This window comes from Streptomyces sp. NPDC052043, assembly GCF_044548235.1.
Classification (GTDB): domain Bacteria; phylum Actinomycetota; class Actinomycetes; order Streptomycetales; family Streptomycetaceae; genus Streptomyces.
In genome coordinates, this window is sequence record NZ_JBIUBT010000004.1 from 61,120 (window position 1) to 85,864 (window position 24,745).

The 24,745-nt window shown below is 71.7% G+C and carries 20 protein-coding genes; 13 read left to right on the forward strand and 7 right to left on the reverse strand.

From position 1 onward, the window contains the following. Window positions 1-3: 3 nt before the first annotated feature. The 5 genes from ACIHCX_RS11540 to ACIHCX_RS11560 form a co-directional block, all read right to left on the reverse strand. Entirely contained in the window at window positions 4-969 is a 966-nt protein-coding gene (locus ACIHCX_RS11540; RefSeq protein ID WP_400028738.1) for a glycosyltransferase family 2 protein, read from the reverse strand. Between the two features lie 119 nt (window positions 970-1,088). Then, the gene (locus ACIHCX_RS11545; protein WP_400028739.1) at window positions 1,089-3,314 is read right to left on the reverse strand and encodes a polysaccharide pyruvyl transferase family protein; all 2,226 of its coding nucleotides are present in this window, start codon (window positions 3,312-3,314) and stop codon (window positions 1,089-1,091) included. Continuing rightward, a complete protein-coding gene (locus ACIHCX_RS11550) occupies window positions 3,311-4,567 on the reverse strand; it encodes a hypothetical protein (protein ID WP_400028740.1) in 1,257 nt (418 codons plus the stop codon). The genes ACIHCX_RS11545 and ACIHCX_RS11550 overlap by 4 nt, the downstream gene beginning before the upstream one ends. Window positions 4,568-4,685: 118 nt before the next feature. Beyond that, complete coding sequence (locus ACIHCX_RS11555; protein WP_400028741.1) at window positions 4,686-6,011, reverse strand: polysialyltransferase family glycosyltransferase; 1,326 nt, start codon at window positions 6,009-6,011, stop codon at window positions 4,686-4,688. After that, window positions 6,011-6,988 (reverse strand): glycosyltransferase family 2 protein, encoded by a 978-nt coding sequence (locus tag ACIHCX_RS11560; RefSeq protein WP_400028742.1) that lies wholly within the window; start codon window positions 6,986-6,988, stop codon window positions 6,011-6,013. Before ACIHCX_RS11560 ends, ACIHCX_RS11555 begins: the two co-directional genes overlap by 1 nt. Window positions 6,989-7,186: 198 nt before the next feature. Between ACIHCX_RS11560 and ACIHCX_RS11565 the strand changes: the two genes are divergently transcribed. The 12 genes from ACIHCX_RS11565 (at window position 7,187) to ACIHCX_RS11620 (ending at window position 22,171) form a co-directional block, all read left to right on the forward strand. Next, window positions 7,187-8,527, forward strand: coding sequence for a DUF6716 putative glycosyltransferase (locus ACIHCX_RS11565; protein WP_400028743.1), 1,341 nt, complete (start codon window positions 7,187-7,189; stop codon window positions 8,525-8,527). 32 nt (window positions 8,528-8,559) lie between these two features. Further along, complete coding sequence (locus tag ACIHCX_RS11570; RefSeq protein WP_400028744.1) at window positions 8,560-9,831, forward strand: cytidylyltransferase domain-containing protein; 1,272 nt, start codon at window positions 8,560-8,562, stop codon at window positions 9,829-9,831. A gap of 14 nt (window positions 9,832-9,845) precedes the next feature. Further along, window positions 9,846-10,784 carry an N-acetylneuraminate synthase family protein gene (locus ACIHCX_RS11575; RefSeq protein ID WP_400028745.1) on the forward strand — a complete coding sequence of 313 codons (939 nt, stop codon included), beginning with the start codon at window positions 9,846-9,848 and terminating at the stop codon, window positions 10,782-10,784. Between the two features lie 34 nt (window positions 10,785-10,818). Next, on the forward strand, window positions 10,819-11,913 hold the full coding sequence (locus ACIHCX_RS11580) for a hypothetical protein (RefSeq protein ID WP_400028746.1): 1,095 nt from the start codon (window positions 10,819-10,821) through the stop codon (window positions 11,911-11,913). Window positions 11,914-12,287: 374 nt separating this feature from the next. After that, window positions 12,288-13,523 carry an amidohydrolase gene (locus ACIHCX_RS11585; protein WP_400028747.1) on the forward strand — a complete coding sequence of 412 codons (1,236 nt, stop codon included), beginning with the start codon at window positions 12,288-12,290 and terminating at the stop codon, window positions 13,521-13,523. Between the two features lie 289 nt (window positions 13,524-13,812). Next, window positions 13,813-14,865, forward strand: coding sequence for a BMP family protein (locus ACIHCX_RS11590; RefSeq protein WP_400028748.1), 1,053 nt, complete (start codon window positions 13,813-13,815; stop codon window positions 14,863-14,865). Window positions 14,866-15,154: 289 nt separating this feature from the next. Then, window positions 15,155-16,204, forward strand: a complete 1,050-nt coding sequence (locus ACIHCX_RS11595) for a BMP family protein (RefSeq protein WP_400028749.1) — start codon at window positions 15,155-15,157, stop codon at window positions 16,202-16,204. Window positions 16,205-16,428: 224 nt separating this feature from the next. Then, window positions 16,429-18,024 carry an ABC transporter ATP-binding protein gene (locus tag ACIHCX_RS11600; protein ID WP_400029213.1) on the forward strand — a complete coding sequence of 532 codons (1,596 nt, stop codon included), beginning with the start codon at window positions 16,429-16,431 and terminating at the stop codon, window positions 18,022-18,024. Beyond that, on the forward strand, window positions 18,021-19,148 hold the full coding sequence (locus ACIHCX_RS11605) for an ABC transporter permease (RefSeq protein ID WP_400028750.1): 1,128 nt from the start codon (window positions 18,021-18,023) through the stop codon (window positions 19,146-19,148). The genes ACIHCX_RS11600 and ACIHCX_RS11605 overlap by 4 nt, the downstream gene beginning before the upstream one ends. Further along, a complete protein-coding gene (locus tag ACIHCX_RS11610) occupies window positions 19,148-20,410 on the forward strand; it encodes an ABC transporter permease (RefSeq protein ID WP_400028751.1) in 1,263 nt (420 codons plus the stop codon). Before ACIHCX_RS11605 ends, ACIHCX_RS11610 begins: the two co-directional genes overlap by 1 nt. Next, the gene (locus ACIHCX_RS11615; protein WP_400028752.1) at window positions 20,407-20,808 is read left to right on the forward strand and encodes a cytidine deaminase; all 402 of its coding nucleotides are present in this window, start codon (window positions 20,407-20,409) and stop codon (window positions 20,806-20,808) included. Before ACIHCX_RS11610 ends, ACIHCX_RS11615 begins: the two co-directional genes overlap by 4 nt. A gap of 79 nt (window positions 20,809-20,887) precedes the next feature. Then, window positions 20,888-22,171 (forward strand): thymidine phosphorylase, encoded by a 1,284-nt coding sequence (locus ACIHCX_RS11620; protein ID WP_400028753.1) that lies wholly within the window; start codon window positions 20,888-20,890, stop codon window positions 22,169-22,171. 125 nt (window positions 22,172-22,296) lie between these two features. Here the strand turns inward: ACIHCX_RS11620 and ACIHCX_RS11625 are convergent, their stop codons facing one another. Then, on the reverse strand, window positions 22,297-23,217 hold the full coding sequence (locus tag ACIHCX_RS11625; protein ID WP_400028754.1) for an AEC family transporter: 921 nt from the start codon (window positions 23,215-23,217) through the stop codon (window positions 22,297-22,299). A 135-nt stretch (window positions 23,218-23,352) separates the two neighbouring features. Between ACIHCX_RS11625 and ACIHCX_RS11630 the strand changes: the two genes are divergently transcribed. After that, on the forward strand, window positions 23,353-23,739 hold the full coding sequence (locus ACIHCX_RS11630; RefSeq protein WP_400029214.1) for an STAS domain-containing protein: 387 nt from the start codon (window positions 23,353-23,355) through the stop codon (window positions 23,737-23,739). On the opposite strand, the gene ACIHCX_RS11635 is transcribed toward ACIHCX_RS11630, so the two are convergent. Next, window positions 23,623-24,639, reverse strand: a complete 1,017-nt coding sequence (locus tag ACIHCX_RS11635) for a sigma-70 family RNA polymerase sigma factor (RefSeq protein WP_400028755.1) — start codon at window positions 24,637-24,639, stop codon at window positions 23,623-23,625. The genes ACIHCX_RS11630 and ACIHCX_RS11635 overlap by 117 nt on opposite strands. Between the last annotated feature and the right edge of the window lie 106 nt (window positions 24,640-24,745).

Below are 24,745 nucleotides of genomic sequence, written 5' to 3' on the forward strand. Positions count from 1 at the left end.
GGTTCAGGCAGCCTTCCGCCCGTCACGCAGGCGGCTGAGCAACCTGCTCCGAGTGCTGTCCATGGTGGTGAGGGTCTCCTCGAGCGTGTCCCCGGGCATGCGGTGCAGCGCGGCCCTCGCCTCACTCCGCAGGAGCCGGGCCGTCGCGGGCTCGTACTCGTTCGCCTTGCCGATGTGGAAGGCGATCATGGCGCAGTAGGTCCGTACCGCCTTGGGGAGGAAACGCTCGCTCTCCGGATCCCGCAGCAGATCCTGGAGCAGTGTGTCGTAGGCCGGCATGAAGTCCAGCTGACGGGAGTCCCTGATCTGGGTGAGCGAGGTCGCGACGCCCCGCCGGTAGAACACGCCGTGCACACCGAGGGAGGCGTACGTCCTGGCCTTCAGGTGCAGTCGCCAGATCCACAACCGGTCCTCGGCGGTGCGGAGTTCGGTCGCGAAGCGCATACCGCCGTCGTCGAAGAGGTGCCGGCGGTAGATCCCCGCCCAGACGAAGGGGTAGTCGACCATCGTCTCCGTGTCGGCCGGCGCTATTCCGTCGCGCGGATCCATCACGGTGTCGCGCACCGGCGCCGGGGGGCGCCGGACCACGCGCTCGGTGCCGGTCGCCTGGACGTGGTCGGTGCGGGCGAAGTCGCAGCCCAGCTCGTCCATGGCGCGCACCAGTTCGGCGAGGTGGCCCGGTCCGTACCAGTCGTCGCCGTCGAGGAAGGTGATGAACTCGCCCTGCGCCGCGTCGATACCGCTGTTGCGCGCCTGGGCGATGCCCATGTTCTTCTCGTGCCGGATCACCCTGGCACCCGGATGCCTCTCCGCCCAGCGGTCGATCACCTGGGGAGTGGAGTCGGTGGAGCAGTCGTCGACGAGCAGGAACTCGAAGTCGGGATCCGCGTTGTTGGTGAGGCTTCGCAGCGTGCTCTCGGCGAACGCTCCCACATTGTGCATGGGGACGACAACGGACAGTCTCGGCACGTGGGCCTCTCACGCTCGAAGGTCGGATGGGGACAGGCTGACGATGCTGGCGAAGGGGGCGGTGCCACCCGAGGCGCGGAGGTGAATTCCGCGCACATCAGCGATGAATTCTTGGTGTCTCACGCCCGGCCGAAGGCCTCTTGGAGCTCGTCGATGTTCGACCGGGTGGTTTCCCACAGGAACTTCTGCGCGTCGTGCACGTCCGCCACCGCGGCCGCGTGGTCGTCGAGGAGCGCCGCCGCCCGCTCCGTGAGCCGGGGGCCGAGTTCCCGGTCGTGCACGGACAGCCCCCACTCCTCGCGGCCGATGTCGGACAGGAAGTAGGCGAGCTTCGGGTGGGAGACGAGGCTGAGGATCGGGGTGCCGCAGCCGAAGGGGATCATCCCCGCGTGCCCGCGCATGCCGATCACCAGCCGCGCCCGGCCGTACAGGTCGCGGACGGTGTCGTTCGACATGTCGTACAGCGGCTCCACGGGCAGGCCGATGCCGTGCTCCCGGCGCAGGTCGTGCACGAACTTCTCGTCGGCCGGCATATGGGCCGCGTAGCGCACATCGGTCCGCTCCCGCAGCTCGCGCAGCGCGGTCGCCATCTGGGCGAGGAAGTGGCCGTAGTCATGGCCGAAGCGCAGCCCCGCGCGGTCGTAGGCGCAGTTGAGCAGGACGGTGTCGGACCGCTCCGCCGGGTCGAACCGGCCCGGCAGGAGGTGGCGCGCCACCGTGGTCGGGCAGGGCTGGTAGCGCACCCGGTCGCGCAGCTCCCCGGGGAGCAGCTCGCGGACCCGCTCGATCGAGCCGTGGTTGCGCAGCCCGAAGAACGCCGACCGTTCGACGAGCGCCCGCAGGCTCTCGGCGAACCGGCCGCGGCGGTAGAGCTGTCCGTCGAACACGTTGTAGCCGACCGCGAACACCGCCAGGGGCGCGGTGATCCGGGCCAGGATCCCGTCCGGGACGTTCCACTGCCAGTGGCTGTTGCCGTTGGGGGAGGTGTCCGGGAGGAACAGCCCGCCGCCACCCACGATCACCCCGCGCCGCGCGTTCAGCTGCTCCAGCGCCGCTTCGTCGACCAGCCGGTGCACCGGCTGCTGGTACCAGCGGCGCGGGCCGGTGTCGGTGTCGAAGCACATCCGCACGGCCTCGGGCAGGACCTTGTCCCCGGCGTTCTCCTGGCCCTCGGCGAACAGGGCCACGTGCGCCAGCTGGTCCGCGGCGGCGGCCGGCTGCCGCGGTTCCGGGTCCTCCGGTCGGGTGCGCGTGTACCAGCTGTGGCACCCGGCGTCGGTGGGATCGGCGTCCAGGCCCTCGCGGGCGTACGCGTGCGCGTCCTCCTCCCGCCCGCACAGCCACGCCAGGCGGGCGAGCTGGGCGAAGGCGCGCGGGGCGACATCGGGGGACGCGGTCGCCAGCAGCAGACGCGCCTCGGCCTCGTCGTAGCGCGACAGCGCCATCAGGCAGACGCCCAGCGTCTCCTGGCAGCGGGGCGCGTCCAGCCGGTCGGCGACGACCGGGGCGAGGACGTCGACGGCCTCGTCGTAGCGGCCCTGCCGGCGGTACACGTCGGCCACCGTACGGACCAGGTCGAGGGAGGGACGCGCCTCGAGCAGGGGCGGCGCGCAGTGCGCCAGGAGGTCGGGGTGCTTGTCGCCGGGCAGGGCGCAGTAGGCCGCCCGGAACTCCTCGTCGCTCATCTCGAAGCGGCGCCGCGCCTCGGCGGCCGGACCGTACCCGGGCGCGTCGGACGGGCCGGTGAAGTGGAGGACGGCGACGTGCGCGGGCACCGGCGTGTCGTCGTGGAGCCGATGGGTGAGGAAGTCGTACCGCGCGTCCAGCGGAACCAGGACGTCCGCCGGCACGGGGTCCTGACCTCCGTCGCCCGCGACGCCGGCGAGCCGGGCCGCCACGGCCTCGTCCACGTCGGAGCGCTGGACGACCAGCAGGCCACCGGGCAGGACGGCACGCCGCTCACCGCCGTCCTCGTCGCACAGCATCTGCGGGACGGCGCCCACCCCGTGGCGCATCCGCAGCAGCTCACCGATGTCCCCGAGCACGACCATGTCTGGGCTCAGGACGACGACGGTGTCGTAGCCCTGAAGCCGGAAGAGGTCCGCGCGTTCGTCCGCCCGGCGCGTGACGACACGCGGGTGCAGGCGGCGCAGCGCGTCGAACGAGGAGTCGGCCGGCCCCGGGTGCAGGACCACGAAGTCCTCGCACACGTTCGGGTTGGTCAGCGCCAGGCTGCGCAGCAGCGTGGACAGACCGGACAGGCGCTCGGTGCCGGTGTGGACGGCGAACGCGATCCGGCGTCTGCCGGTGATGGTGCTCCGGTCGTCCGCCAAGGAGTGGGTCATCGCAGGGCGATCCTCATCTTGCTGTCGTCGACGTGTGTCGCGTGGTCCATGACCCACTCGGCTTCCCTCGGCCGCAGCCGGCCGGGCAGACCGAAGCCGATGAGGTCCAGGCGGGGGCTGACATCCAGGAAGTCCAGGAGCCTGAGGACGGTGAAGGCGGTGGTGGTCGCGGTCTCCCAGCCGTCCTCGCCCAACAGCGCCGGGTCGGTCAGGGGCCGGCGCAGGGACGCGTCGCCGACGTGCTCCTGCGCTCCGGGCACGAGCCGCTGCCGAGTGGCGCGGCGCCACCGTGCGGCCGGGTCGCCGAACACCAGCCGGATGCCGGCCGGCTGGGTCCAGGAGGGCCCGTCCCAGGGGGCGCCGCCCCGCAACGAGACGGCGTGCAGGTCGGTGCGCTCGCCGGTGTCCTGCGCGCGGAGGCGGAACGCGTCGCAGCGCACCACCAGGTCGTAGCGGTCGATCGCGGCGCCCAGCGCGCTCCCGGCGACGTCGTCCGCGTCCGGGACCAGGCACACCGTCCGCCCCTCGATCAGACCGCGCAGCCCGCCGACGCCGATCGGAGTGGTCCCGTCGAGCAGCGGGTCGGACACCGCCGCCCGCTCGACGAGCCGCCGGTACGTGCCGTACAGCTTCAGCAGGCGCCGCACGGCGGGGTCCCCGGCGCCGTGCTCGGCCACCCGCGCTTGTACGAAGGCGGCGAACTCCGGCGCCGCGACCGCGGTGGGCTGTCCGAGCAGTTCGCGCAGCGAAGGGCCGGCCTGGGGGAAGACCGCGGCGGCAGCCTCCAGGCACGCCCGCCGGCGCCGCAGGGTGTCGACCCTGCGCACGACCTCCTGCCCCGGCTCGGTGTCCTGCAGCAGCGTGAGGTGGCGCTCGTAGCACTCCAGCGCCTCGTCGCCGCGGCCGAGCCCGTCGAGGGCCAGGCCGCGCAGCCGCCAGGCCCCCCTGGACCGCTGCCGGACCCGGGTCGATGTCTCGGCCATGCCGAGGGCGAGGCCCAGCCCGCCGTCCCCGCCGGCCTCCAGCGCGCGCTCGCCGACCTTGAGCAGGGCGTCGAAGGGATCGGCCGACGGGGTGTCGAGGGAGGCGGCGTAGACGCCGATCGCCCGGGCCAGGCGGGTGTGCCGAGGCGTGGGCGGGTCGCCCCACGCCGCGAGGTACTCACCGCACAGGCGCATGCCCTGGGCGTACAGGTCCAGCCTGGCGGTCTCCTTCTGCCGTGTCTTGAACAGTCCCGCCAGGGGGTTCGACATGCGTTCCACCGTCCTCCGATCGGACGACGAATGTGCCCCAGCGTGACGGGCCGCGAGTGGCTTCCTGATGGACAGCGAGTAAACAGTCGCCCCTGAACAGCCGACCGCGCGCAGGCCCTCAGCCCCGCACGGCCTTCTTCAGCGCCCGCGCCCGCCGCACCATCCGGCGCGCCGCGGCGTTGCGGGGCAGGAACGCCAGTTGCTTCGGGATGCCGCCGGGCAGCCCCAGCGAGGTGAGCCGCTTGCGCGGGAAGTAGCGCTGGGTGCGCGGGCCCAGGTGCCGCGCGAGGTAACGCTCCGCGGCCGGGCGCAGCAACCGGTGGATCTGCGGCTGCATGGTGAAACCGACGGCGGTGAGCAGGCCGTTCAGCTCGTCGGCGGGAAGGGCCTCCTCGCCCGTGCCGTGCTCCAGGTCCGGCAGTACCGCGTCGGCCAGGACGGCCGGGATCCGGTCGCTGTTCCGGTGGGGCGTCAGCCGGTCCACGAGCGCCGCGGTCCCGACGCGGGCGGTCGGCAGGTCGTAGAACGTGGACGCGGTGAACAGCGCGGTCGAGGAGCATCCCACCACCAGCGCGGGCCGGGCCTTCTCGAACAGCACCTCGGCGGGCACGGGCAGGTCCAGGACGGTGAGGTCCACGCCGAGCCGGTCGGCCTCGGCCTCGACGGCGCGGCTGTGACGGGCCGGAGCGGTCGGGTGCGGCTTGAGGACGACCGAGCGGTGCCCGCGGGCGACCGCGCCCCGCACCATCCGCACCTGCAGCTTCTCCTCCTCGGCGGAGAGGATGCCCGGCGCGGACGGGCGCCGGCCGAGCAGGAGGGCGGCGTGCTCGGGCAGCGGCGGAAGCGGCACGGCGTCGCCGATCCGACTCAGCACCTTCGTGAACGCGTCGGCCGGCAGGGCGTGCGCGGGCACGTCGAACTCGGTCAGCAGCAGCGGGGTCAGCCCGGGGACCAGGTCCAGGTGGAGCAGCCGCCGCACCCGCGTGCCGACCAGCGGGTCGATCTTGCCGGGCGTGGGGCCGTAGCCCGTCAGCCCGTCGGCGCAGACGTCGATGGGCGCGTCGGGGAACGACTGGGCGACGGCCAGGGCCGGGTTGGCCCGGAGCGACTCCGTCACCAGGGACACACGGTCGTCGCCGAGGTCCCACAGCAGCCGCAGATGGCGCTCGAACAGCGGGAGGTCGTCGGGGCGCGGGGACCAGGCCCCGGGGTGGAAGGGGCGGATCGCCTCGTTCCAGGACAGTACGCCGTCGAAGTGGTCGCGCAGCGGTGCGAAGCCCGGCATCTCGTCGACGGCGGGGGTGGTCTCCGGCGTCGCGGCGGTGTTGCACACCAGCAGCAGGCGGCGGTCCTCCCCGGGGAAGCGGTCGGACTCGATCGCGGCGGCCAGGGTGGCCGCGCCGTGCAGCGTCGAGGCGCAGAGGATCCGGGTGGTGCGGGGCATCAGGAGGCCGCCTTCGCTGCGAAGGTCCGGCGGCGCAGTCGGCGCAGCCTGGCGGAACGGTTCAGATCCATGGTGTCGAGCACGTCGGTGAGCAGCTCCTGCGGCAGCCGCTTGATCGCCGCGGCGCTCATGGTCCGCAACTGCCTGGCCACCGAGGGCTCGAACCTGTCGATCCCCGACAGGTGGTGGGCGATGACCGCGCAGTAGGTGCGCACCGCCTTCGGCAGCAGCCGGTCGGCCTCGGGGTCGGCCGCGGTCTCCTCGATCACCTGGTCGAAGGCGCGGATGAAGTCGAGCTGGCGCACATCGCCGATCTGCGTGAGGGAATCCCCCACCCCGCGCCGGTAGAAGACGCCCGGCAGGCCCACCACGGCGAACGACTCCGCCTCCCGGTGCAGTCGCCAGATCCACGGCCGGTCCTCGGCCGTGCGCAGACCGTCGGTGAAGTGCAGCAGCCCCCGGTCGGCCAGCCGGCGGTGGTAGACACCCGCCCACGCGTAGGGGTAGTCGACGGAAGTGGTGCGTTCGGCGGGCAGGATCGCCCGCCTCGGGTCCATCACCTCGCCCCGCCGGCCGTGCGGGACCCGCTGGATCGTGCGCGTCCGCGCGGTGCACCGCACATGGTCGGTGCGCAGGAAGTCGCAGCCCAGCTCCTCGATCGCGGCGACCAGCCGCGGGTAGTGGCCGGGCGCCAGCCAGTCGTCGCCGTCCAGGAAGGTCAGGTACTCGCCGCGCGCCGTGTCGATCCCGGTGTTGCGCGCGGTCGCGATGCCGCCGTTCTTCTCGTGTCTGACGTACACCGCCCCGGGCAGCTCGCGCTCCGCGCGCGCGAGAGCGTCGGCCGTCCCGTCGTGCGAGCAGTCGTCGACGAGAATGAATTCGAAGTCCTCGCGGGCGTTCGCACGCAAGCTCTTCAAAGTGTCGGACGCGTAGGGCCGGACGTTGTAGAACGGCACGATGACGGAGAGCTTGACCACGCGGGTGACGTTAGGGCGCGGCCCCGCCGCCGCCTTTACCGCCGGCTTGAGTTTGGGTGAACGACGCGTGGCGGCGCTGTGAACCCGCCCTTCTTCCGGGCCGCCGGCGGCCCGATTCGCCATTCGGCGATGTGCTGTTAACCGTTTGTTGCGTTCGGGTTGGGCGGTTCCTAGAAATGCCTTCCTACGGTCTTCGGCGTGCCAGCCAGTGCGAAGAAGTCCCGGCGAGTCGCTGTTCTCGCGGATTCCGACACCCGGTGGAAATGGGGAGCGCTCACGGCGGACCGCTTGGTTTCCGCCGGTGTTTCCCCCGACTCGGGTGAACCGGACATCCGCCTCGACGGCTACCTGCTGCGGGGCCGTGCCACCCCCACCGCCCGCCAGCTCGAGGAGGTCGGTGTCCGCGCGGACCGTCTGCGTGAGGTCACCGCCGCCGAGTTCCTGCGCGAGATGGCGCGGGAGCCGTACGACGTCCTCGTGCTCTCCCTCGTCGGCGGCGGGGTCCAGGCGATGCTGCACGGACTGGCCCACGCCTGGCAGGGACGCACCGAGCGGCCTGTGGTCGTCACCGGCTACGTCGGCGTCGTCTACGAGAAGCTCACCGACGGCCTGCTGCTGCGGCACGGCGCGGACCTCGTGCTCGCCAACTCCCGCCAGGACGCGGAACGTTTCCGGGCCGTGTACGAGGGAGTGGGTGCCGACGCCTCGTCGGTGACCGAGGTGGCGCTGCCGTTCCTCGGCGGCGCCGCGCACACCCCGGACCATGCGGAGGACGACCCCTACACGGTCGTCTTCGCCGCGCAGCCCTCCGTGCCGCAGACCCGCGCGGACCGCGACTACCTGCTGGACCGGCTGATCGGGCACGCCCGCCGGCACCCCGGGCGCGAGGTGCTGCTCAAGCTCCGCTCCAAGCCGGGCGAGCACACCACGCACATCGAGGAACTGCCGTACCAGAAGCTGGCCCAGCGCAAGGACCTGCCCGCCAACCTCCGCCTGGTGTACGGGAACATGGGCGAGGTCCTGGACCGCACCGACCTGCTGGTCACGGTGAGTTCCACGGCCGCCCTGGAGTCCCTGCACCGGCGCATCCCCACCGTCGTCCTGACCGACCTCGGGGTGCGGGAGGCGCTCGGCAACCACCACTTCGTGGGGTCCGGCTGCCTGGCCTCCTGGGACCAGCTCGACGACGGGTACGAGCCGGAACCCGACCCGTGGTGGGTGGCCCGCCAGGGCGTCGCCACCGGAGGCACCTACGAGGCCGCCTTCGACCAGGCCCGCCACCGCGTCGACGAACTGCTCGGCGCCGGTGAACTCCCGCCGCTGAAGCCCTACTACACCCCTGTCACCGCCCCCGGCTACCTGCCCGGCGTGCTCGCCCGCCACCACCTCGCCCCCGACGGCGGCCCGCTGCCTGGCGCGCCCGCCGCCGACCGGGCGCCCGGCCCGGTGCGCCGGATCTTCCGCCATGCGGCCCGCGGCGCCTACCGCCACGGCGTGCAGCGCGTGGCGCCCGTGATCCGGCGGATGGGGGAGCTGTGAGCGACCGCGTCCCACCTCAAGGAGTGCAGCCCATGACCGACGCCCACCCGGACGCGGGATCCGGCGCCCCGGTGCGCCGCGTGCTCGCGGTGATACCCGCGCGCGGCGGCTCCAAGGGTGTCCCCGCGAAGAACCTCGCCCCCGTCGGCGGTGTCCCGCTGGTCGCCCGCGCCGTGCGCGAGTGCCGGGCGGCCCACCTGGTGACCGACGTGGTGGTCTCCACCGACGACCAGGCCATCGCGGCCGCCGCCCGTCAGGCCGGCGCCGAGGTGGTGCTGCGGCCGGCCGCCATCGCCGGTGACACCGCCACCTCCGAGGCCGCCGTGCTGCACGCCATGGACGCGCACGAGGCGCTGCACGGCGCCCCGGTGGACGTGGTGCTGCTCGTGCAGTGCACCAGCCCGTTCCTGCGCGGTCAGGACGTCGACGGGGTCGCGGGCGCGGTCGTCGAGGACGGCGCCGACACCGCGGTGACCGTGGCGCCCTTCCACGGCTTCGTGTGGCGGGACGCCGCCGACGACCCGGTGACCGACGGCGCGCCGTCGGACGCGGCCGCCCCCGAGGGCGGTTACGGCGTCAACCACGACAAGTCCGTCCGCCCGCGCCGCCAGGACCGCCCCCAGGACCTGCTGGAGACCGGCGCCGCCTACGCCATGACGGCGTCCGGGTTCCGCGCGCACCGGCACCGCTTCTTCGGCCGTACGGAGCTCGTGCGCACCGACCCCGCGCGGGTGCTGGAGATCGACGACCCGCACGACCTGGCGCGGGCGCGGGCGCTGGCACCGCTGTTCGACGCCAACCGGCCCGGCTCGCTGCCGACCGCCGCCGACGTGGACGCGGTCGTACTCGACTTCGACGGCACCCAGACCGACGACAGGGTGCTGATCGACTCCGACGGACGGGAGTTCGTCTCCGTGCACCGCGGGGACGGCCTCGGCATCGCGGCGCTGCGCGAGAGCGGCCTGAGGATGCTGATCCTGTCCACGGAGCAGAACCCGGTCGTCGCCGCCCGCGCCCGGAAGCTCAGGCTCCCGGTGCTGCACGGCATCGACCGCAAGGATCTCGCGCTGAAGCAGTGGTGCGAGGAACAGGGCATCGCGCCCGAGCGCGTGCTCTACGTCGGCAACGACGTCAACGACCTCCCGTGCTTCTCCCTCGTGGGCTGGCCCGTGGCGGTCGCGAGCGCCCACGACGTCGTACGCGGCGCCGCACGCGCGGTCACCACCGTCCCCGGTGGCGACGGCGCGATCCGAGAGATCGCCAGCTGGATCCTCGGCCCCTCTCTCGATTCCCTCACCAAGTAAGGACAACTCCCGCCATGAGCACCAACTCCCGCATCCGCACGTTCGGCTCGCGCGAGGCCGGCCCCGGCCGCCCGGTCTACGTCACCGGTGAGATCGGCATCAACCATAACGGCGACCTCGAGAACGCCTTCAAGCTGATCGACGCGGCCGCCGAGGCCGGCTGCGACGCCGTGAAGTTCCAGAAGCGCACCCCCGAGATCTGCACCCCGCGCGACCAGTGGGACATCGAGCGCGACACCCCCTGGGGCCGGATGACCTACATCGACTACCGCCACCGCGTGGAGTTCGGTGAGGACGAGTACCGCCAGATCGACGAGTACTGCAAGAGCAAGAACATCGACTGGTTCGCCTCCCCGTGGGACACCGAGGCCGTCGCCTTCCTGGAGAAGTTCGACGTGCCCGCCCACAAGGTGGCCTCCGCCTCCCTGACGGACGACGAGCTGCTGCGCGCCCTGCGCGCCACCGGCAAGACGATCATCCTCTCCACCGGCATGTCCACGCCCAAGCAGATCCGCCACGCGGTGGAGGTGCTCGGCTCGGAGAACATCCTGCTGTGCCACGCCACGTCGACGTACCCGGCCAAGGCCGAGGAGCTGAACCTGCGCGTGATCAACACCCTGCAGCAGGAGTTCCCGAACGTCCCGATCGGCTACTCCGGCCACGAGACGGGCCTGCAGACCACGCTCGCCGCGGTCGCCCTCGGCGCCACCTTCGTCGAGCGCCACATCACCCTGGACCGCGCCATGTGGGGCTCCGACCAGGCCGCCTCGGTGGAGCCGCAGGGCCTGCAGCGCCTGGTCCGTGACATCCGCACCATCGAGGCCTCCCTCGGCGACGGCGTGAAGAAGGTCTACGACTCCGAGCTCGGCCCGATGAAGAAGCTGCGCCGCGTCACCGGCGTCGTCGCCGAGGCGGAGATCGCCGCGGCGGCGGGCGAGCCGGTCGCGGTGTGAGCCCCAGCCCCTTAACACGGACGGTCCCGCGCCGATGAGCCCCCGCACCCTCGCCTTCGTCGAGAGCCCGGTACAACTGCTGAACGTGCTGGAATGGGCTCACGCCCGCGGCCACACCACCGACCGCGCCCCCGATCCGGGCGGGACCGCCCCCGGCGCCCGCCCGGAGTCCGGGATCACCCTCGTCGTGCTGTCGCCGACCGATCCCATGAGCCGCGGTCAGCTGCGGCGGATGGCCCAGCTGGCCCGGGACGAGGGGCACGAGGTGCGGTGGGAGGAGGCGCGGGGCGGGGCCGGGGCGCCGCTGAGGACCATCGGCGGCCTGGCCGGACCGCTCCGGCGGGCCGAGCGGGTCGTGATGGGCGACCCGTTCTCGCGGTATGTGCAGCTGCTGCTGACGATCACCAGGGCGCGGGACCTCGTGGTCGTGGACGACGGCACGGCGACGATGGAGTTCGTCGTCCAGCTCGCCCGCGGGGAGCGGCTCGTGCGCTGGCACCGCAAGGGCCGCCGCGGCCCGCGGGACCTCGTCCTCGGCCCGGTGTCGGCCGTCGCCCGGCGCCGCCTCACCCCGGGCGGGGAGCGCCGGGTGGAGGTGTTCTCGTCCATGCCGATCGACGAGACCCCGCGGGGCGTGACCGTCACCGCGAACCGCTTCGCCTGGACCCGCGCCCGTTTCGGGCCGCCCGGCGTCACCGCGGGCGCCGACCTGGTGGGCACGTCGCTGGTGGAGACGGGCGTCGTCGACGGCGACCGGTACCTGGACGCCGTGCGGTCACTGGCCGAGGCGCACGGGGCGACCCGTTACTTCGCCCACCGGCGCGAGAGCGCCGAGAAGCTGCACCGGCTGGCCGTGGAGACCGGCCTCCAGGTCGTCCGCCCCGAGCTTCCCCTGGAGCTGATCGCCCGCCGGGGCCCGATCGGCCGTACGATCCTCAGCTTCCCCTCCACCGTCGTCCACACCCTGCCGCTCGCCCTGGCCGGCACGGGGGTGCGCGTCACCGTCTGCGACATCGACCCGAGCTGGCTGACGGCGCACGCCTCCCCACGGGCCGAGGGCTTCCTGTCCGGGGTGACCGGCACCGCCCGGGACGTGCACCGCCTCGCCCGGACGGCCCAGGCCGGCTGAGCGGCCCTCCAGGACTTCTCCAGGACCTCTCCGAGCCTCCTCGGGGCCTTCTCCAGGCCGCCCCGAGGAGGCTCGGAGAGGCTGGAAGCGGTCCGGACGGTCGTCCGTCAGGTGAACATGCCGGGCGCGGTGCGGGTGCGACGTGGTATGCGTGGAGAAATGAACAAATGGGGCGGGACGCCAGGGGCGTGACGCAAGCCACTCCCCGGGGGCTCCGTGATCCGCTCGGCCGACGAAGGCGGGCGAGTTTACCCATCCCAGTCGATTCGTATGCGCCGGGCGGCCACCTTTTCTTCCCCCAAGGGTTGAACTTTTGTTGATCCAGGGTCAGTTGACCGCCCCGGCGTCCTACCCTTCAGAGGGTGAAGCAACTGATGTCCCCAGAATCCGAGGCCGATCTCCCCGCTGATGCCACGGCGGACGCCCTCCCCGGCACACTGCCCGAGGCGCTGTACACCGAGCTCGTCGCCTTCCGGCGCGACCTGCACATGCACCCCGAGCTCGGCAATCAGGAGTTCCGTACCACCGCTGCGATCAAGGAGCGGCTGGAGAAGGCCGGGCTCGCGCCGCGGGTGCTTTCGGCCGGGACCGGTCTCGTCTGCGACATCGGTGGCGACCCCGGAGGCGGGGGGCCGGCAGTGCTCGCCCTGCGCGCCGACATCGACGCCCTGCCCATTCCCGACACCAAGAGCGAGAGCCCGTACCGGTCCACCGTGCCCGACCGCGCCCACGCCTGCGGGCACGACGTGCACACCACCGTCGTCCTGGGCGCGGGTCTGGTGCTCGCGGACCTGCATCGGCAGGGGCTGCTGCCGCGGCCCGTGCGGCTGATCTTCCAGCCCGCCGAGGAGGTGCTGCCCGGCGGCGCCGCCGAAGCCATCAAGAGCGGCGCGCTGGAGGGAGTGGGCCGGATCGTCGCCGTGCACTGCGACCCCCGGGTCGACGCCGGCCGGATCGGACTGCGCCAGGGCCCCATCACCTCCGCCTGCGACCGGCTGGAGGTCCTGCTGGACGGCCCCGGCGGGCACACCGCGCGGCCGCACCTGACGACCGACCTCGTCACCGCCGCCGCCCGGGTCGTCACCGACGTGCCCGCGCTCGTCGGCCGGCGGGTCGACACCCGCGCCGGGCTCGCCGTGACCTGGGGACGGATCGAGTCCGGGCACGCCCCGAACGTGGTCCCGCAGCACGCCGAACTCGCCGGGACGGTCCGCTGCCTGGACATCCACGCCTGGCGGACGGCGCCCGACATCGTGGTCGCCGCGATCGACGAGGTCGCCAACCTGCATAAGGCCAAGTCCGAGATCAACTACGTGCGCGGGGTGCCGCCGGTCGTCAACGAACCGGTGGTGACCGAACTCCTGCGCGACGCCATGACCGCCCGGCGCGGCGCCGCCTCCGTGGAGGGCACCGAGCAGAGCCTCGGCGGCGAGGACTTCTCCTGGTACCTGGAGCACGTGCCGGGCGCGATGGCCCGGCTCGGGGTGCGCACCCCGGGTGAGCGGACCGTGCGCGACCTGCACCAGGGGGACTTCGACGCCGACGAGTCCGCCATCAGGGTGGGTGTGGAGCTGTTCACCGCCGCCGCCCTGCTGCACCCGACGCGCTGATCCCGGCCGGGGGCGTCCGTTTCGGGCGCCCCCGGCGCCGGTCGTGGCACCCGCCCGCGACCGGAGCCACGCCGAGCAAGGCCACCCCCTCTCGCACCCCCAGGCGGCACGGTTCGGTAACGGCCACGAGAAACCCCGTATCCCTCCGTCTCTACGCGCGTTAATGTGCGCCGGAATCGCCACCAGAGGCGGCACATGGGGACAGCGGGCCGGCGACGGTGCCGTGGGGCAAGAAGGGGTGCTTGCTGTGCGTCTGAACTCATCGAGGACCAGATTCTCCCGAGCCGCGGTGACCGTAGCGGTCATCGCGCTCGCGGCCGCCGGGTGCGGCAAGTCCAGCAGCGACTCGGCCGACGGCTCCGACAAGTCCGGCACCAGCTCGGCCGGCGGCTCGGGAGCGTACTCGGGCAAGGGCATCGGTCTGGCGTACGACATCGGCGGCAAGGGCGACCAGTCCTTCAACGACGCCGCGTTCTCCGGTTTCCAGAAGGCCGAGGACGAGTTCAAGATCGGCGGCCGGGACGTCGACCCGAACGACAACGAGTCCGACGCGGACAAGATGCAGCGCCTCGAACAGCTCGCCAAGGCCGGCTACAACCCGATCATCGGGGTCGGCTTCGTGTACGGCCCGGCGGTCAAGGAGGTCGCGGCCAAGTTCCCGAAGACGACCTTCGGCATCGTCGACGACGAGTCGGTCACGGCGGACAACGTGGCCGACCTGGTCTTCCACGAGGAGCAGGCCTCCTACCTGGCCGGTGTCGCCGCCGCCAAGACGACCAAGAAGAAGCACATCGGCTTCGTCGGCGGCGTGGACATCCCGCTGATCCACAAGTTCGAGGCGGGCTTCGTCCAGGGCGCCCAGTCGGTCGACCCGAAGATCAAGATCGAGAAGCAGTACCTGACGCAGACCGCGCAGGAGGGCGGCTTCTCCAGCCCCGACAAGGGCAAGGACGCGGCCAACGGCCAGATCGAGGCCGGCGTGGACGTCATCTACCACGCGGCCGGCCTGTCCGGTCAGGGTGTGATCCAGACCGCGGCCGAGCACAAGGTGTGGGCCATCGGCGTCGACTCCGACCAGTACCGGCAGAGCTCCCTGGCCAAGTACAAGGACTGGATCCTCGGCTCGGCCCTGAAGAACGTCGGCGGCGCGGTCTACGAGCTGACCAAGTCCGTCGTCGACGGCAAGCCGCTGTCCGGCGAGGTGCGCGGCGACCTGAAGTCCGGCGGCGTGGGCTTCGCCGACTCCAACCCGAAGTACCAGGCCATGAAGGACGTCGTCGCCGCCGTCGAGAAGGCCAGGCAGGACATCATCGACGGCAAGGTCACCGTCAACACCCAGTGACCGCGCCGTCCGGCGGGAAACGCTGACGGAAGGCTCCGGACCGCACGGTCCGGAGCCTTCCGCCGTGCGGGCGCCGGGCGCGCCCGCGGTGGCGTCGGGACATCGATCCCCCTGGCCACCGGCCGTTGGGCGTCCCGGCGGGCGCCCACGCCCGGCCAGAGCGGCACCGAAGGATCAAAACGGTCGGATAACACTCTGGCAAGGAGGGGTTTTCCGACATGTCTACGCGCGTTACGCTGCGGCGGAACCAGCGCCTGGTATGGGCGCTTGCACGAAGGAGTCTCGTTCCATGCGCCGGGTGTCCCGTATAGCGGCTGCAAGTGTCGCAGCCGCAGCTCTCGCCGTCACTGTTTCCGCATGTGGCAGCAGCTCGTCCAGTTCGTCGTCCGGTGGCGGCGACAAGAACCTCGGTCTTGCCCTCGCCTACGACGTCGGCGGCAAGGGCGACCAGTCCTTCAACGACGCCGCCGCGGCCGGCATGGAGAAGGCCGACCAGGAGTTCGGCTACAAGAGCAATGCTGTCGAGCCGCAGGACGGCGAGTCGGACGCGGACAAGGTACAGCGCCTGGAGACCCTCGCCAAGCAGGGCTACAACCCGGTGATCGGCGTCGGCTTCGCCTACGCGCCCGCCGTCAAGGCGGCCGCCGCCAAGTTCCCGAAGACCACCTTCGGCATCGTCGACGACAACACGATCACCGCGGACAACGTGGCCGACCTGGTCTTCCACGAGGAGCAGGCCTCCTACCTGGCCGGTGTCGCCGCCGCCAAGACGACCAAGACGAACACCGTCGGCTTCGTCGGCGGCGTGGACGTCCCCCTGATCCACAAGTTCGAGGCGGGCTTCAAGCAGGGCGTCGCGGACACCAAGAAGGGCGTCACGGTCAAGTCGCAGTACCTGACCCAGACGGCCGAGGAGGGTGGCTTCTCCAGCCCGGACAAGGGTGAGAACGCCGCCAACGGCCAGATCGACGCGGGCGCCGACGTGGTCTACGCCGCCGCGGGCCTGTCCGGCCAGGGCGTGATCAAGGCCGCCTCCGAGCACAAGATCTGGGCCATCGGCGTCGACTCCGACCAGTACAAGCAGGACGCGCTGGCCAAGTACAAGGACTCGATCCTCACCTCGGCCATGAAGGACGTCTCCGGCGCCGTCTTCAACCTGGCCAAGTCGGTCAAGGACGGCAAGCCCGAGACCGGCGAGGTGCGCGCCAGCCTGGCCACCGGCGGTGTGAGCCTCTCCGACTCCAACCCCGTCTTCAAGAACAACGCCGACCTCCAGAAGGCGATCAAGAAGGCCGAGGAAGCCATCAAGAGCGGTTCGATCAAGGTCAAGGACTCCTGACCGAACGACCGCGGGCCGACCGCAGGGACGGCCTGAACGACGCTGCGGCGGCAGCGTCACGGCGGCGGAACGGGGTGTGGAAGCGCACAGCGACTCACACCCCGTTCACGCGGCAGAATGCTCGGAACGGATCGAGGACAAATCAAGGTCGATCAGGTCCGGGCACTATTTAAAGCAGGGGCGCTACGCGCGTAGAGCGGCCCCTTTCCCCAAGGAGAGTCGCCATCGACGCGTCCAGCAGCCCTCCGCTCACCGCCGAGTCGACCATCGCGGTAGAGCTCGCGGGCATCACCAAGCGCTTCCCCGGGGTCGTGGCCAACCACGACATCCACCTGACGGTCCGTAAGGGAACCGTACACGCCCTCGTCGGCGAGAACGGTGCCGGCAAGTCCACCCTGATGAAGATCCTCTACGGTATGCAGAAGCCGGACGAGGGCACCATCGCGGTCGACGGCGAGCAGGTGAGCTTCGGCAGCCCCGCCGACGCCATCGCCCGCGGCATCGGCATGGTCCACCAGCACTTCATGCTGGCCGACAACCTGACCGTGCTCGAGAACGTCGCCCTCGGCAGCGAGAAGCTGTACGGCATCGGCGGCGCGGCCCGCAGGAAGATCAAGGAGATCTCCGACCGCTACGGTCTCGGCGTCCGCCCGGACGCCCTGGTCGAGGACCTCGGCGTCGCCGACCGCCAGCGCGTGGAGATCCTCAAGGTCCTCTACCGCGGCGCGCGCACCCTCATCCTCGACGAGCCGACCGCCGTGCTCGTCCCGCAGGAGGTCGACGCGCTCTTCGACAACCTGCGCGAGCTGAAGACCGAGGGCCTGTCGGTCATCTTCATCTCCCACAAGCTGGGCGAGGTCCTCTCGGTCGCGGACGACATCACCGTCATACGCCGCGGCACCACCGTGGGCACGGCCGTCCCCGCCGAGACCACCTCGCGCCAGCTCGCCGAGATGATGGTCGGCAGCGAACTGCCCACCCCGGAGACCGCCGAGTCCACGGTCACCGACCGGCCGGTTCTCACCGTCGACAAGCTGCGCCTGGAGGCCGAGGGCGGCCGGGCCGTCCTCGACGACATCAGCTTCACCATCCACGCCGGCGAGGTCCTCGGCCTCGCGGGCGTCGAGGGCAACGGTCAGACCGAGCTGATCGAGGCGCTCATCGGCCTGAAGGCCGCCGACTCCGGCACGATCGGCCTCGGGAGCGAGGACGTCACCTCCTGGCCCACCCGCAAGCGCCGCGAGTCCGGCGTCGGCTACATCCCCGAGGACCGCCACCGGCACGGGCTCCTGCTGGAAGCCCCGCTGTGGGAGAACCGCATCCTCGGCCACGTCACCGAGCGCCCCAACGCCAAGGGCTTCTGGCTCGACCCCAAGGGCGCCCAGGAGGACACCCGGCGGATCGTCGAGGAGTACGACGTCCGCACCCCCGGCATCGACGTCACCGCCGCCTCCCTGTCCGGCGGCAACCAGCAGAAGCTGATCGTCGGCCGTGAGATGAGCCACAGCCCCAAGTTCCTCATCGCCGCCCACCCCACCCGCGGCGTGGACGTCGGCGCGCAGGCCGCGATCTGGGACCACATCCGGGACGCCCGCCGCGAGGGCCTGGCCGTGCTGCTGATCTCCGCCGACCTGGACGAGCTGATCGGCCTGTCCGACACCCTGCGGGTGATCTACAACGGCCGGCTGGTCGCCGACGCCGACCCGGCCACCATCACCCCCGAGCAGCTCGGCTCGGCCATGACGGGTGCCGCGACCGGCCATCTGGAAGACACCGAAACCACCGGGGAAGACGCCGGTCCGGAGGACGAGGCCCGATGAAGAAGTTCGACAAGGAGCGAGTGCTCCTCGCGGTGGCCGGCCCGGTCATCGCGCTCGTCGCGGCGATCCTGCTGACCTCGGTCGTGCTGATCGCCTCGGGCAAGAGCCCGATCCAGCCGTACACGCTGATGATCGAGCAGGCGTCGTACTCCGACGTCCAGGTGCTGATCATCAACCAGGCGTCGCTGTACTACATCGCGGCGCTCGGCGTGGCCCTCGGCTTCCGCATGAACCTGTTCAACATCGGTGTCGACGGCCAGTACCGGCTGGCCGCGATGATGACCGCGGTCGTCGGCGCCCACCTGGCCCTGCCGTCGTTCCTCCAGATACCGACGCTGCTGCTCGTCGGCATGCTCACCGGCGCCTTCTGGGCCGGCATCGCGGGCGTCCTGAAGGTCACCCGGGGCGTGAGCGAGGTCGTCGCCACGATCATGCTCAACTCCATCGCCACCAGCCTCATCGGCTACCTCACCCTGAAGGACGTCTGGGGTGTGCAGGTCGGCAACAACATGACGACCGGCATCATGAAGGAGTCCGGCTGGGTCCCGGGCATCAACCTGGGTTCCGACGTCGGTGAGATCTACGGCCTGGTCTTCCTCGCCATCCTGCTCGGCGTGCTGTACTGGCTCGTCCTCAACCGCACCCGCTTCGGCTTCGACCTGCGCGCCTCCGGTGCCTCCGAGTCCGCTGCCGCGGCCTCCGGCGTGAACGCCAAGAAGATGGTGCTCACTGCGATGCTGATCTCCGGCGCGGTGGCGGGCCTGTCCGGCCTGCCTCTGCTGCTTGGCGACTCCCACACCTACAGCCTGAGCTTCCCGGCCGGCCTCGGCTTCACCGCCATCGGCATCGCCCTGCTCGGCCGCAACAACCCCGGTGGCATCGCGCTGGCCGCCCTGCTCTGGGCGTTCCTCGACAAGGCCTCTCCCGCCCTCGACTACGCCACCCCCGTGGCGTACGAGAAGGAGATCGCCACCATCATGCAGGGCCTGATCGTCTTCGCGGTCGTCATCTCCTACGAGGCCGTACGCCAGTGGGGCCTGCGCCGCCAGCAGAAGCAGGTCGGCGCCGAGCTCGCCGCGGCCGCCGCCCAGAACAACGTCCAGAAGAAGGAGGTGGCGGCCTGATGTCCACCGCGACCATCGCCAAGCCGCAGGCCAAACAGCCCGGCAAGGGCAGCCGCCGTGTCTCCCTCCCGGTGCTCCTGCTGATCATCGCGGGCGTGCTGGTGCTGACCTCCGTCGTCCGCCTCGTCACCGGCGCGCACGGCATCACCTCGACCGGCCAGATGTCCACCGCGCTGCGCCTGGCCGTCCCGATCGGCCTCGCCGGCCTCGGTGGCCTGTGGGCCGAGCGGTCCGGCGTCGTCAACATCGGCCTCGAGGGCATGATGATCCTCGGCACCTGGTTCGGTGCCTGGGCCGGCTATCAGTGGGGCCCCTGGGTCGGCATCGTCTTCGGCATCATCGGCGGCGCGCTCGGCGCCGTCCTGCACGCCATCGCCACGGTGACCTTCAACGTCAACCACATCGTGTCCGGTGTGGCGCTGAACATCCTCGCCCTCGGCACCACCCGCTACCTGTCGAAGTTCACCTTCGAGGGCGTCCCGCAGGGCTCCTCCAAGCAGTCCCCGCCGATCGACTCGCTCGGCACCTTCGACATCCCGGGCCTGTCGAGCTGGCTGGACACCCTCAACACCAAGCACTGGTTCCTGGTCTCCGACGTCGCCGGCCTGCTCGGCGGTCTGATCACCAACCTGTCGCCGCTGACCGTCGTCGCGGTCGCCCTCGTGCCGCTGTCCTGGTGGGTGCTGTGGCGCACCGCCTTCGGGCTGCGCCTGCGCTCCTGCGGCGAGAACCCGGTGGCCGCCGAGTCGCTCGGCGTCAACGTCTACAAGTACAAGTACCTCGCCGTGATCATCTCGGGCGGCTTCGCGGGCCTGGGCGGCGCGTTCCTGTCCATCGTGGCCTCGAACGTCTATCTCGACGGCCAGACCGCAGGACGCGGTTACATCGGTCTCGCCGCGATGATCTTCGGCAACTGGATGCCGGGCGGCCTCGCCCTCGGCGCCGGCCTGTTCGGTTACACCGACAGCCTGAACCTGCGCGGCGGCGCGACCAACGTGCACGCGCTGATCCTGCTGCTTGCGATCCTGCTGGTGTTCGGCGCGGCATACCTGGTGTGGAAGAAGAAGCTGGTGCCCGCCGTCATCACCGCCGTGGTCTCGGCGGGGATGTTCGCCTGGTACCTCGGCACCAACGAGGTGCCCAAGCAGGTCGTGACCGCCACGCCGTACATCGTCACCCTGCTGGTGCTGTCGCTGTCGGCACAGCGCCTGCGGATGCCGAAGGCGGACGGTCAGCCGTACCGGAAGGGACAGGGCAAGTGAGCTCGGACGTCACGGTCGACTGGGAGGCGCTGCGGCAGAAGGCGCGCGCGGCGATGACCCGTGCGTACGTCCCCTACTCGAACTACCCGGTCGGTGCCGCCGCGCTGGCCGACGACGGCCGGATCGTCACCGGCTGCAACGTCGAGAACGCCTCCTACGGACTCGGCCTGTGCGCCGAGTGCGGCCTGGTCTCGCAGCTCGCGAACACCGGGGGCGGCCGGCTGACGCACTTCACGTGCGTGGACGGCAAGGGCGAGATCCTCGTCCCGTGCGGGCGCTGCCGCCAGCTGCTGTACGAGTTCGGCGGGCCGGACCTGATCCTGGAGACCCCGGCGGGGATCCTGCCGCTGTCCGAGATGCTGCCGCAGGCCTTCGGGCCGGACCACCTCACCAAGTAACACCAGGGCGGCCCTCCTGAACCCCGTGGGGCCAGGAGGGCCGCCCGCCCCCTTCGCACCCCGGAAGGAACCGAACCTCATGGCCATGGACGCCATCTCCGTCATCCGCACCAAGCGGGACCGCGGCGAACTCAGCGGCGAGCAGATCGACTGGGTGATCGACGCGTACACCCGCGGGGAGGTCGCCGACGAGCAGATGTCCGCGCTCGCGATGGCCATCCTCCTCAACGGCATGAACCGCGGGGAGATCGCCCGCTGGACCGCGGCGATGATCGCCTCCGGCGAGCGCATGGACTTCTCCTCCCTGTCCCGACCCACCGCCGACAAGCACTCGACGGGCGGCGTCGGCGACAAGATCACGCTGCCGCTGGCCCCGCTGGTCGCGGCCTGCGGGGCGGCCGTCCCGCAGCTGTCGGGCCGCGGCCTCGGCCACACCGGCGGCACGCTGGACAAGCTGGAGTCGATCCCCGGCTGGCGGGCGCTGCTGTCCAACGAGGAGATGCTGTCCGTGCTGGACGGCGTCGGCGCGGTGATCTGCGCGGCGGGCGACGGCCTGGCGCCCGCGGACAAGAAGCTGTACGCCCTGCGCGACGTGACCGCCACGGTCGAGGCGATCCCGCTGATCGCCTCCTCCATCATGTCCAAGAAGATCGCCGAGGGCACCGGCTCGCTGGTCCTCGACGTGAAGGTCGGCACCGGCGCCTTCATGAAGACGCTGGACGACGCCCGTGAGCTGGCCTCCACGATGGTCGGCCTGGGCACCGACCACGGCGTGCGGACCGTCGCGCTGCTGACCGACATGTCGACCCCGCTCGGCCTGACGGCGGGCAACGCGCTGGAGGTCCGCGAGTCGGTCGAGGTCCTGGCCGGCGGCGGCCCCGCGGACGTGGTCGAGCTGACCCTGGCCCTGGCGCGCGAGATGCTGGACGCGGCCGGCCTGAAGGACGCGGACCCGGCGAAGGCGCTGGCCGACGGCTCGGCGATGGATGTCTGGCGCCGCATGATCGCGGCCCAGGGCGGCGACCCCGACGCCCCGCTGCCCACCTCCCGGGAACAGCACGTGATCACGGCCCCGTCCTCCGGTGTCCTGACCCGCCTCGACGCCTACGACGTCGGTGTCGCCGCCTGGCGCCTGGGCGCCGGCCGCGCCCGCAAGGAGGACCCGGTCCAGGCGGCCGCGGGCGTCGAGCTGCACGCCAAGCCCGGCGACCTGGTGACGGAGGGCCAGCCCCTGCTGACCCTCCACACGGACACCCCCGAGCGCTTCGAGTACGCGCTCCAGTCGGTCGAGGGCTCGTACGACATCGCGGCCCCCGGCACGGGCTTCACCGCCTCGCCGGTGGTGCTGGAACGTATCGCCTGACCTGCGCCCGCGGCCGGAGGCCGCTGACGTCACGGCTCGTTTGAGTGAACGGGATCGGTGGACCTCCACCGGTCCCGTTCGGCATGGTTCTCGACACCGGCATGTTCCCTGCAACTGACAGGCCGTCACCCCAGCAGCGCCGCGACCACCACCAGTACCGGCACCGACAGGACCGTCGACAGCAGGATGGACTCGCGGGCCAGTGACTCGCCGACGCGGTAGCGGCTCGCGTAGGTGAACAGGTTCTGGGCGGCGGGCAGGGCCGAGGTCACCACCACGTCCAGCAGCGGTGCCCCGCTGAGGCCGAAGACGCCCGCCGCCAGGGCCCAGGCTGCCAGGGGCTGGCCCGCCGACTTCAGGGCGACGGCGAGCAGCACCAGCCGGCGGTCGCTGCCCCGGCCGGGCGCCGCGCTGCCACGCAGGGAGATGCCGTAGGCCAGCAGGACGGCCGGGACCGACATGTTGCCGATCAGGGTGATCGGGTCCATGACCGGACCGGGCAGCCGCAGGCCGGTCGCCGAGACCAGGACCCCGCCCAGGGAGCCCACCGCGATCGGGTTGCGCAGCGGGGTGAGCAGACGTCGCCACAGGGAGCCCTTCCCGCCCGGCCCGGAGAGGTCGAGCACCGTCAGGGCGATGGGCGTGACCATGATCTGCTGGAACAGCAGGACCGGGGCCACCAGGGACGCGTCCCCCAGTACGTACACGGCGATCGGGATGCCGAGGTTGCCGGAGTTGACGTAGCTGGAGCACAGGGCACCGATCGTGGTGCGGCCCACGCCCCAGCCCCGCACCGCGCCGAACGCCACGAAGACACCCGCCGCGGCGGCCGTGCTCATCGCCGTCACCAGCAGCCGGCTGGAGAAGATCACCGACAGGTCGGCCCGCGCGAGCGTCGTGAACAGCAGGGCGGGGGAGGCCACGTGGAAGGCCAGCCTGGTCAGCACCTCGCGGCCCTGGTCGCCGAGGGGGCCGCGGCGCCCGATCACGTAGCCGACGCCGATCACCACCGCGATCACCGCGAACCCGCTCAGCACTCCCCGCACTCGGCCTCCCTCGCGGGCAGGAGGCCGTCGGGTATCCAGGGCGGTGCTGATCCATGGGGCATACGGACACCCTCCGGGGAGGGCGGGGAGCGGGTCAATGTGATCTTCGGGCGGGCCTTTGGCCCCCGGTTCGCGATGAGTTGGGCGCGGTCGCACGGTCTACAGACCGTGGATGCCAGGACACCTGCCGTGCTCGTGCTCGCCGGCCCCGTCACCCGGGACGAGGTGGCGGGGCTGTGCGCGGACGTGCGGGCCCTGCTGGAGGACACCCGGGGCGGAGTCGTGGTCTGCGACGTGGGGGGTCTTGGACCACCGGGGCTCGGCGTGGTCGACCTGCTGGCGCGGCTCCAGCTCACCGCCCGGCGGGCCGGCGGCCGGATCCGGCTGCGTGACCCCGCTCCGGCGTTAGAGGCCCTTCTCGGCCTGGTCGGCCTCTCCTTCGAGACGGAGCGGCAACCCGAACAGCGGGAACCACCGCTGGGTGTCGAGGAAGCAGTGGAACCCGGTGATCCGGCCCTCTGACGTCTCCAGGACCTGGACCGCCCACGCGGTGAAGCCGCCCTGCTCCGGGTCCGGCTTGTACTGGGCGAAGCCCGGCAGCCCGTTGGCCCGTATCGGCAGCAGCCGGGAGCCCGCGCAGGCCGCGCCCAGTGTCGTCATGAAGCCCGTGATGTCAAAGGGGCCCGTCAGCCACAGGTCGAACGGCGGCATCGTCATCACCGCGTCCTCGTGCAGCAGTGCGGTCAGCTCCGCCATGTCGTACCCCTCGAACGCCTTCACATAGCGCTCCAGGAGCCTTTGCTGGGCCTCGTCCAGCGGGTCCGACACAGCCGCCTCGGCGGCCTTGTCGCGCCGCTCGGCGAGCGTGGCGCGGGCCCGCTGCAGGGCGCTGTTGACCGAGGCGACCGACGTGCCCAGCAACTCGGCGACCTCGCTCGCACGCCAGGCCAGCACCTCGCGCAGAATCAGCACGGCCCGCTGCTTGGGCGGCAGCTGCTGCAACGCGGCCATGAAGGCGAGCCGCACCGACTCCTTGGTGACGGCCGCCTCCGCCGGATCCTCCACCGCCGGCAGCACCCGGGCGTCCGGCATCGGCTCCAGCCATGTGTGGTCGGGGCGCGGGGACAGCGCCGCGCGGGACAGCGGCGTGGACTCGGTCAGGTCCATCGGGCGGGCCCGCTTGCCGCCCGCCGCCAGCATGTCCAGGCAGACGTTCGTCGCGATGCGGTAGAGCCAGGAGCGGAGGCTGGAGCGCCCCTCGAACTTCTCGTAGCCCCGCCAGGCGCGCACGAGGGTGTCCTGGACCGCGTCCTCCGCCTCGAAGGACGAGCCGAGCATGCGGTAGCAGTAGCCGGTCAGCTCGACCCGGTGCCGCTCCAGTCGCTCGTCGAGGCCCGCCGTCGCCGTCGTACCGTTTCCCATCGTCCACCCGCCCTGTGGCCGTCCCGTCCGGTGCGCGTCGTCGCGCCCAGCACTTCGGAAGCTACCGCGGCCCACTGACAGCGGCCGCCGACGCGAGCGAAACAGC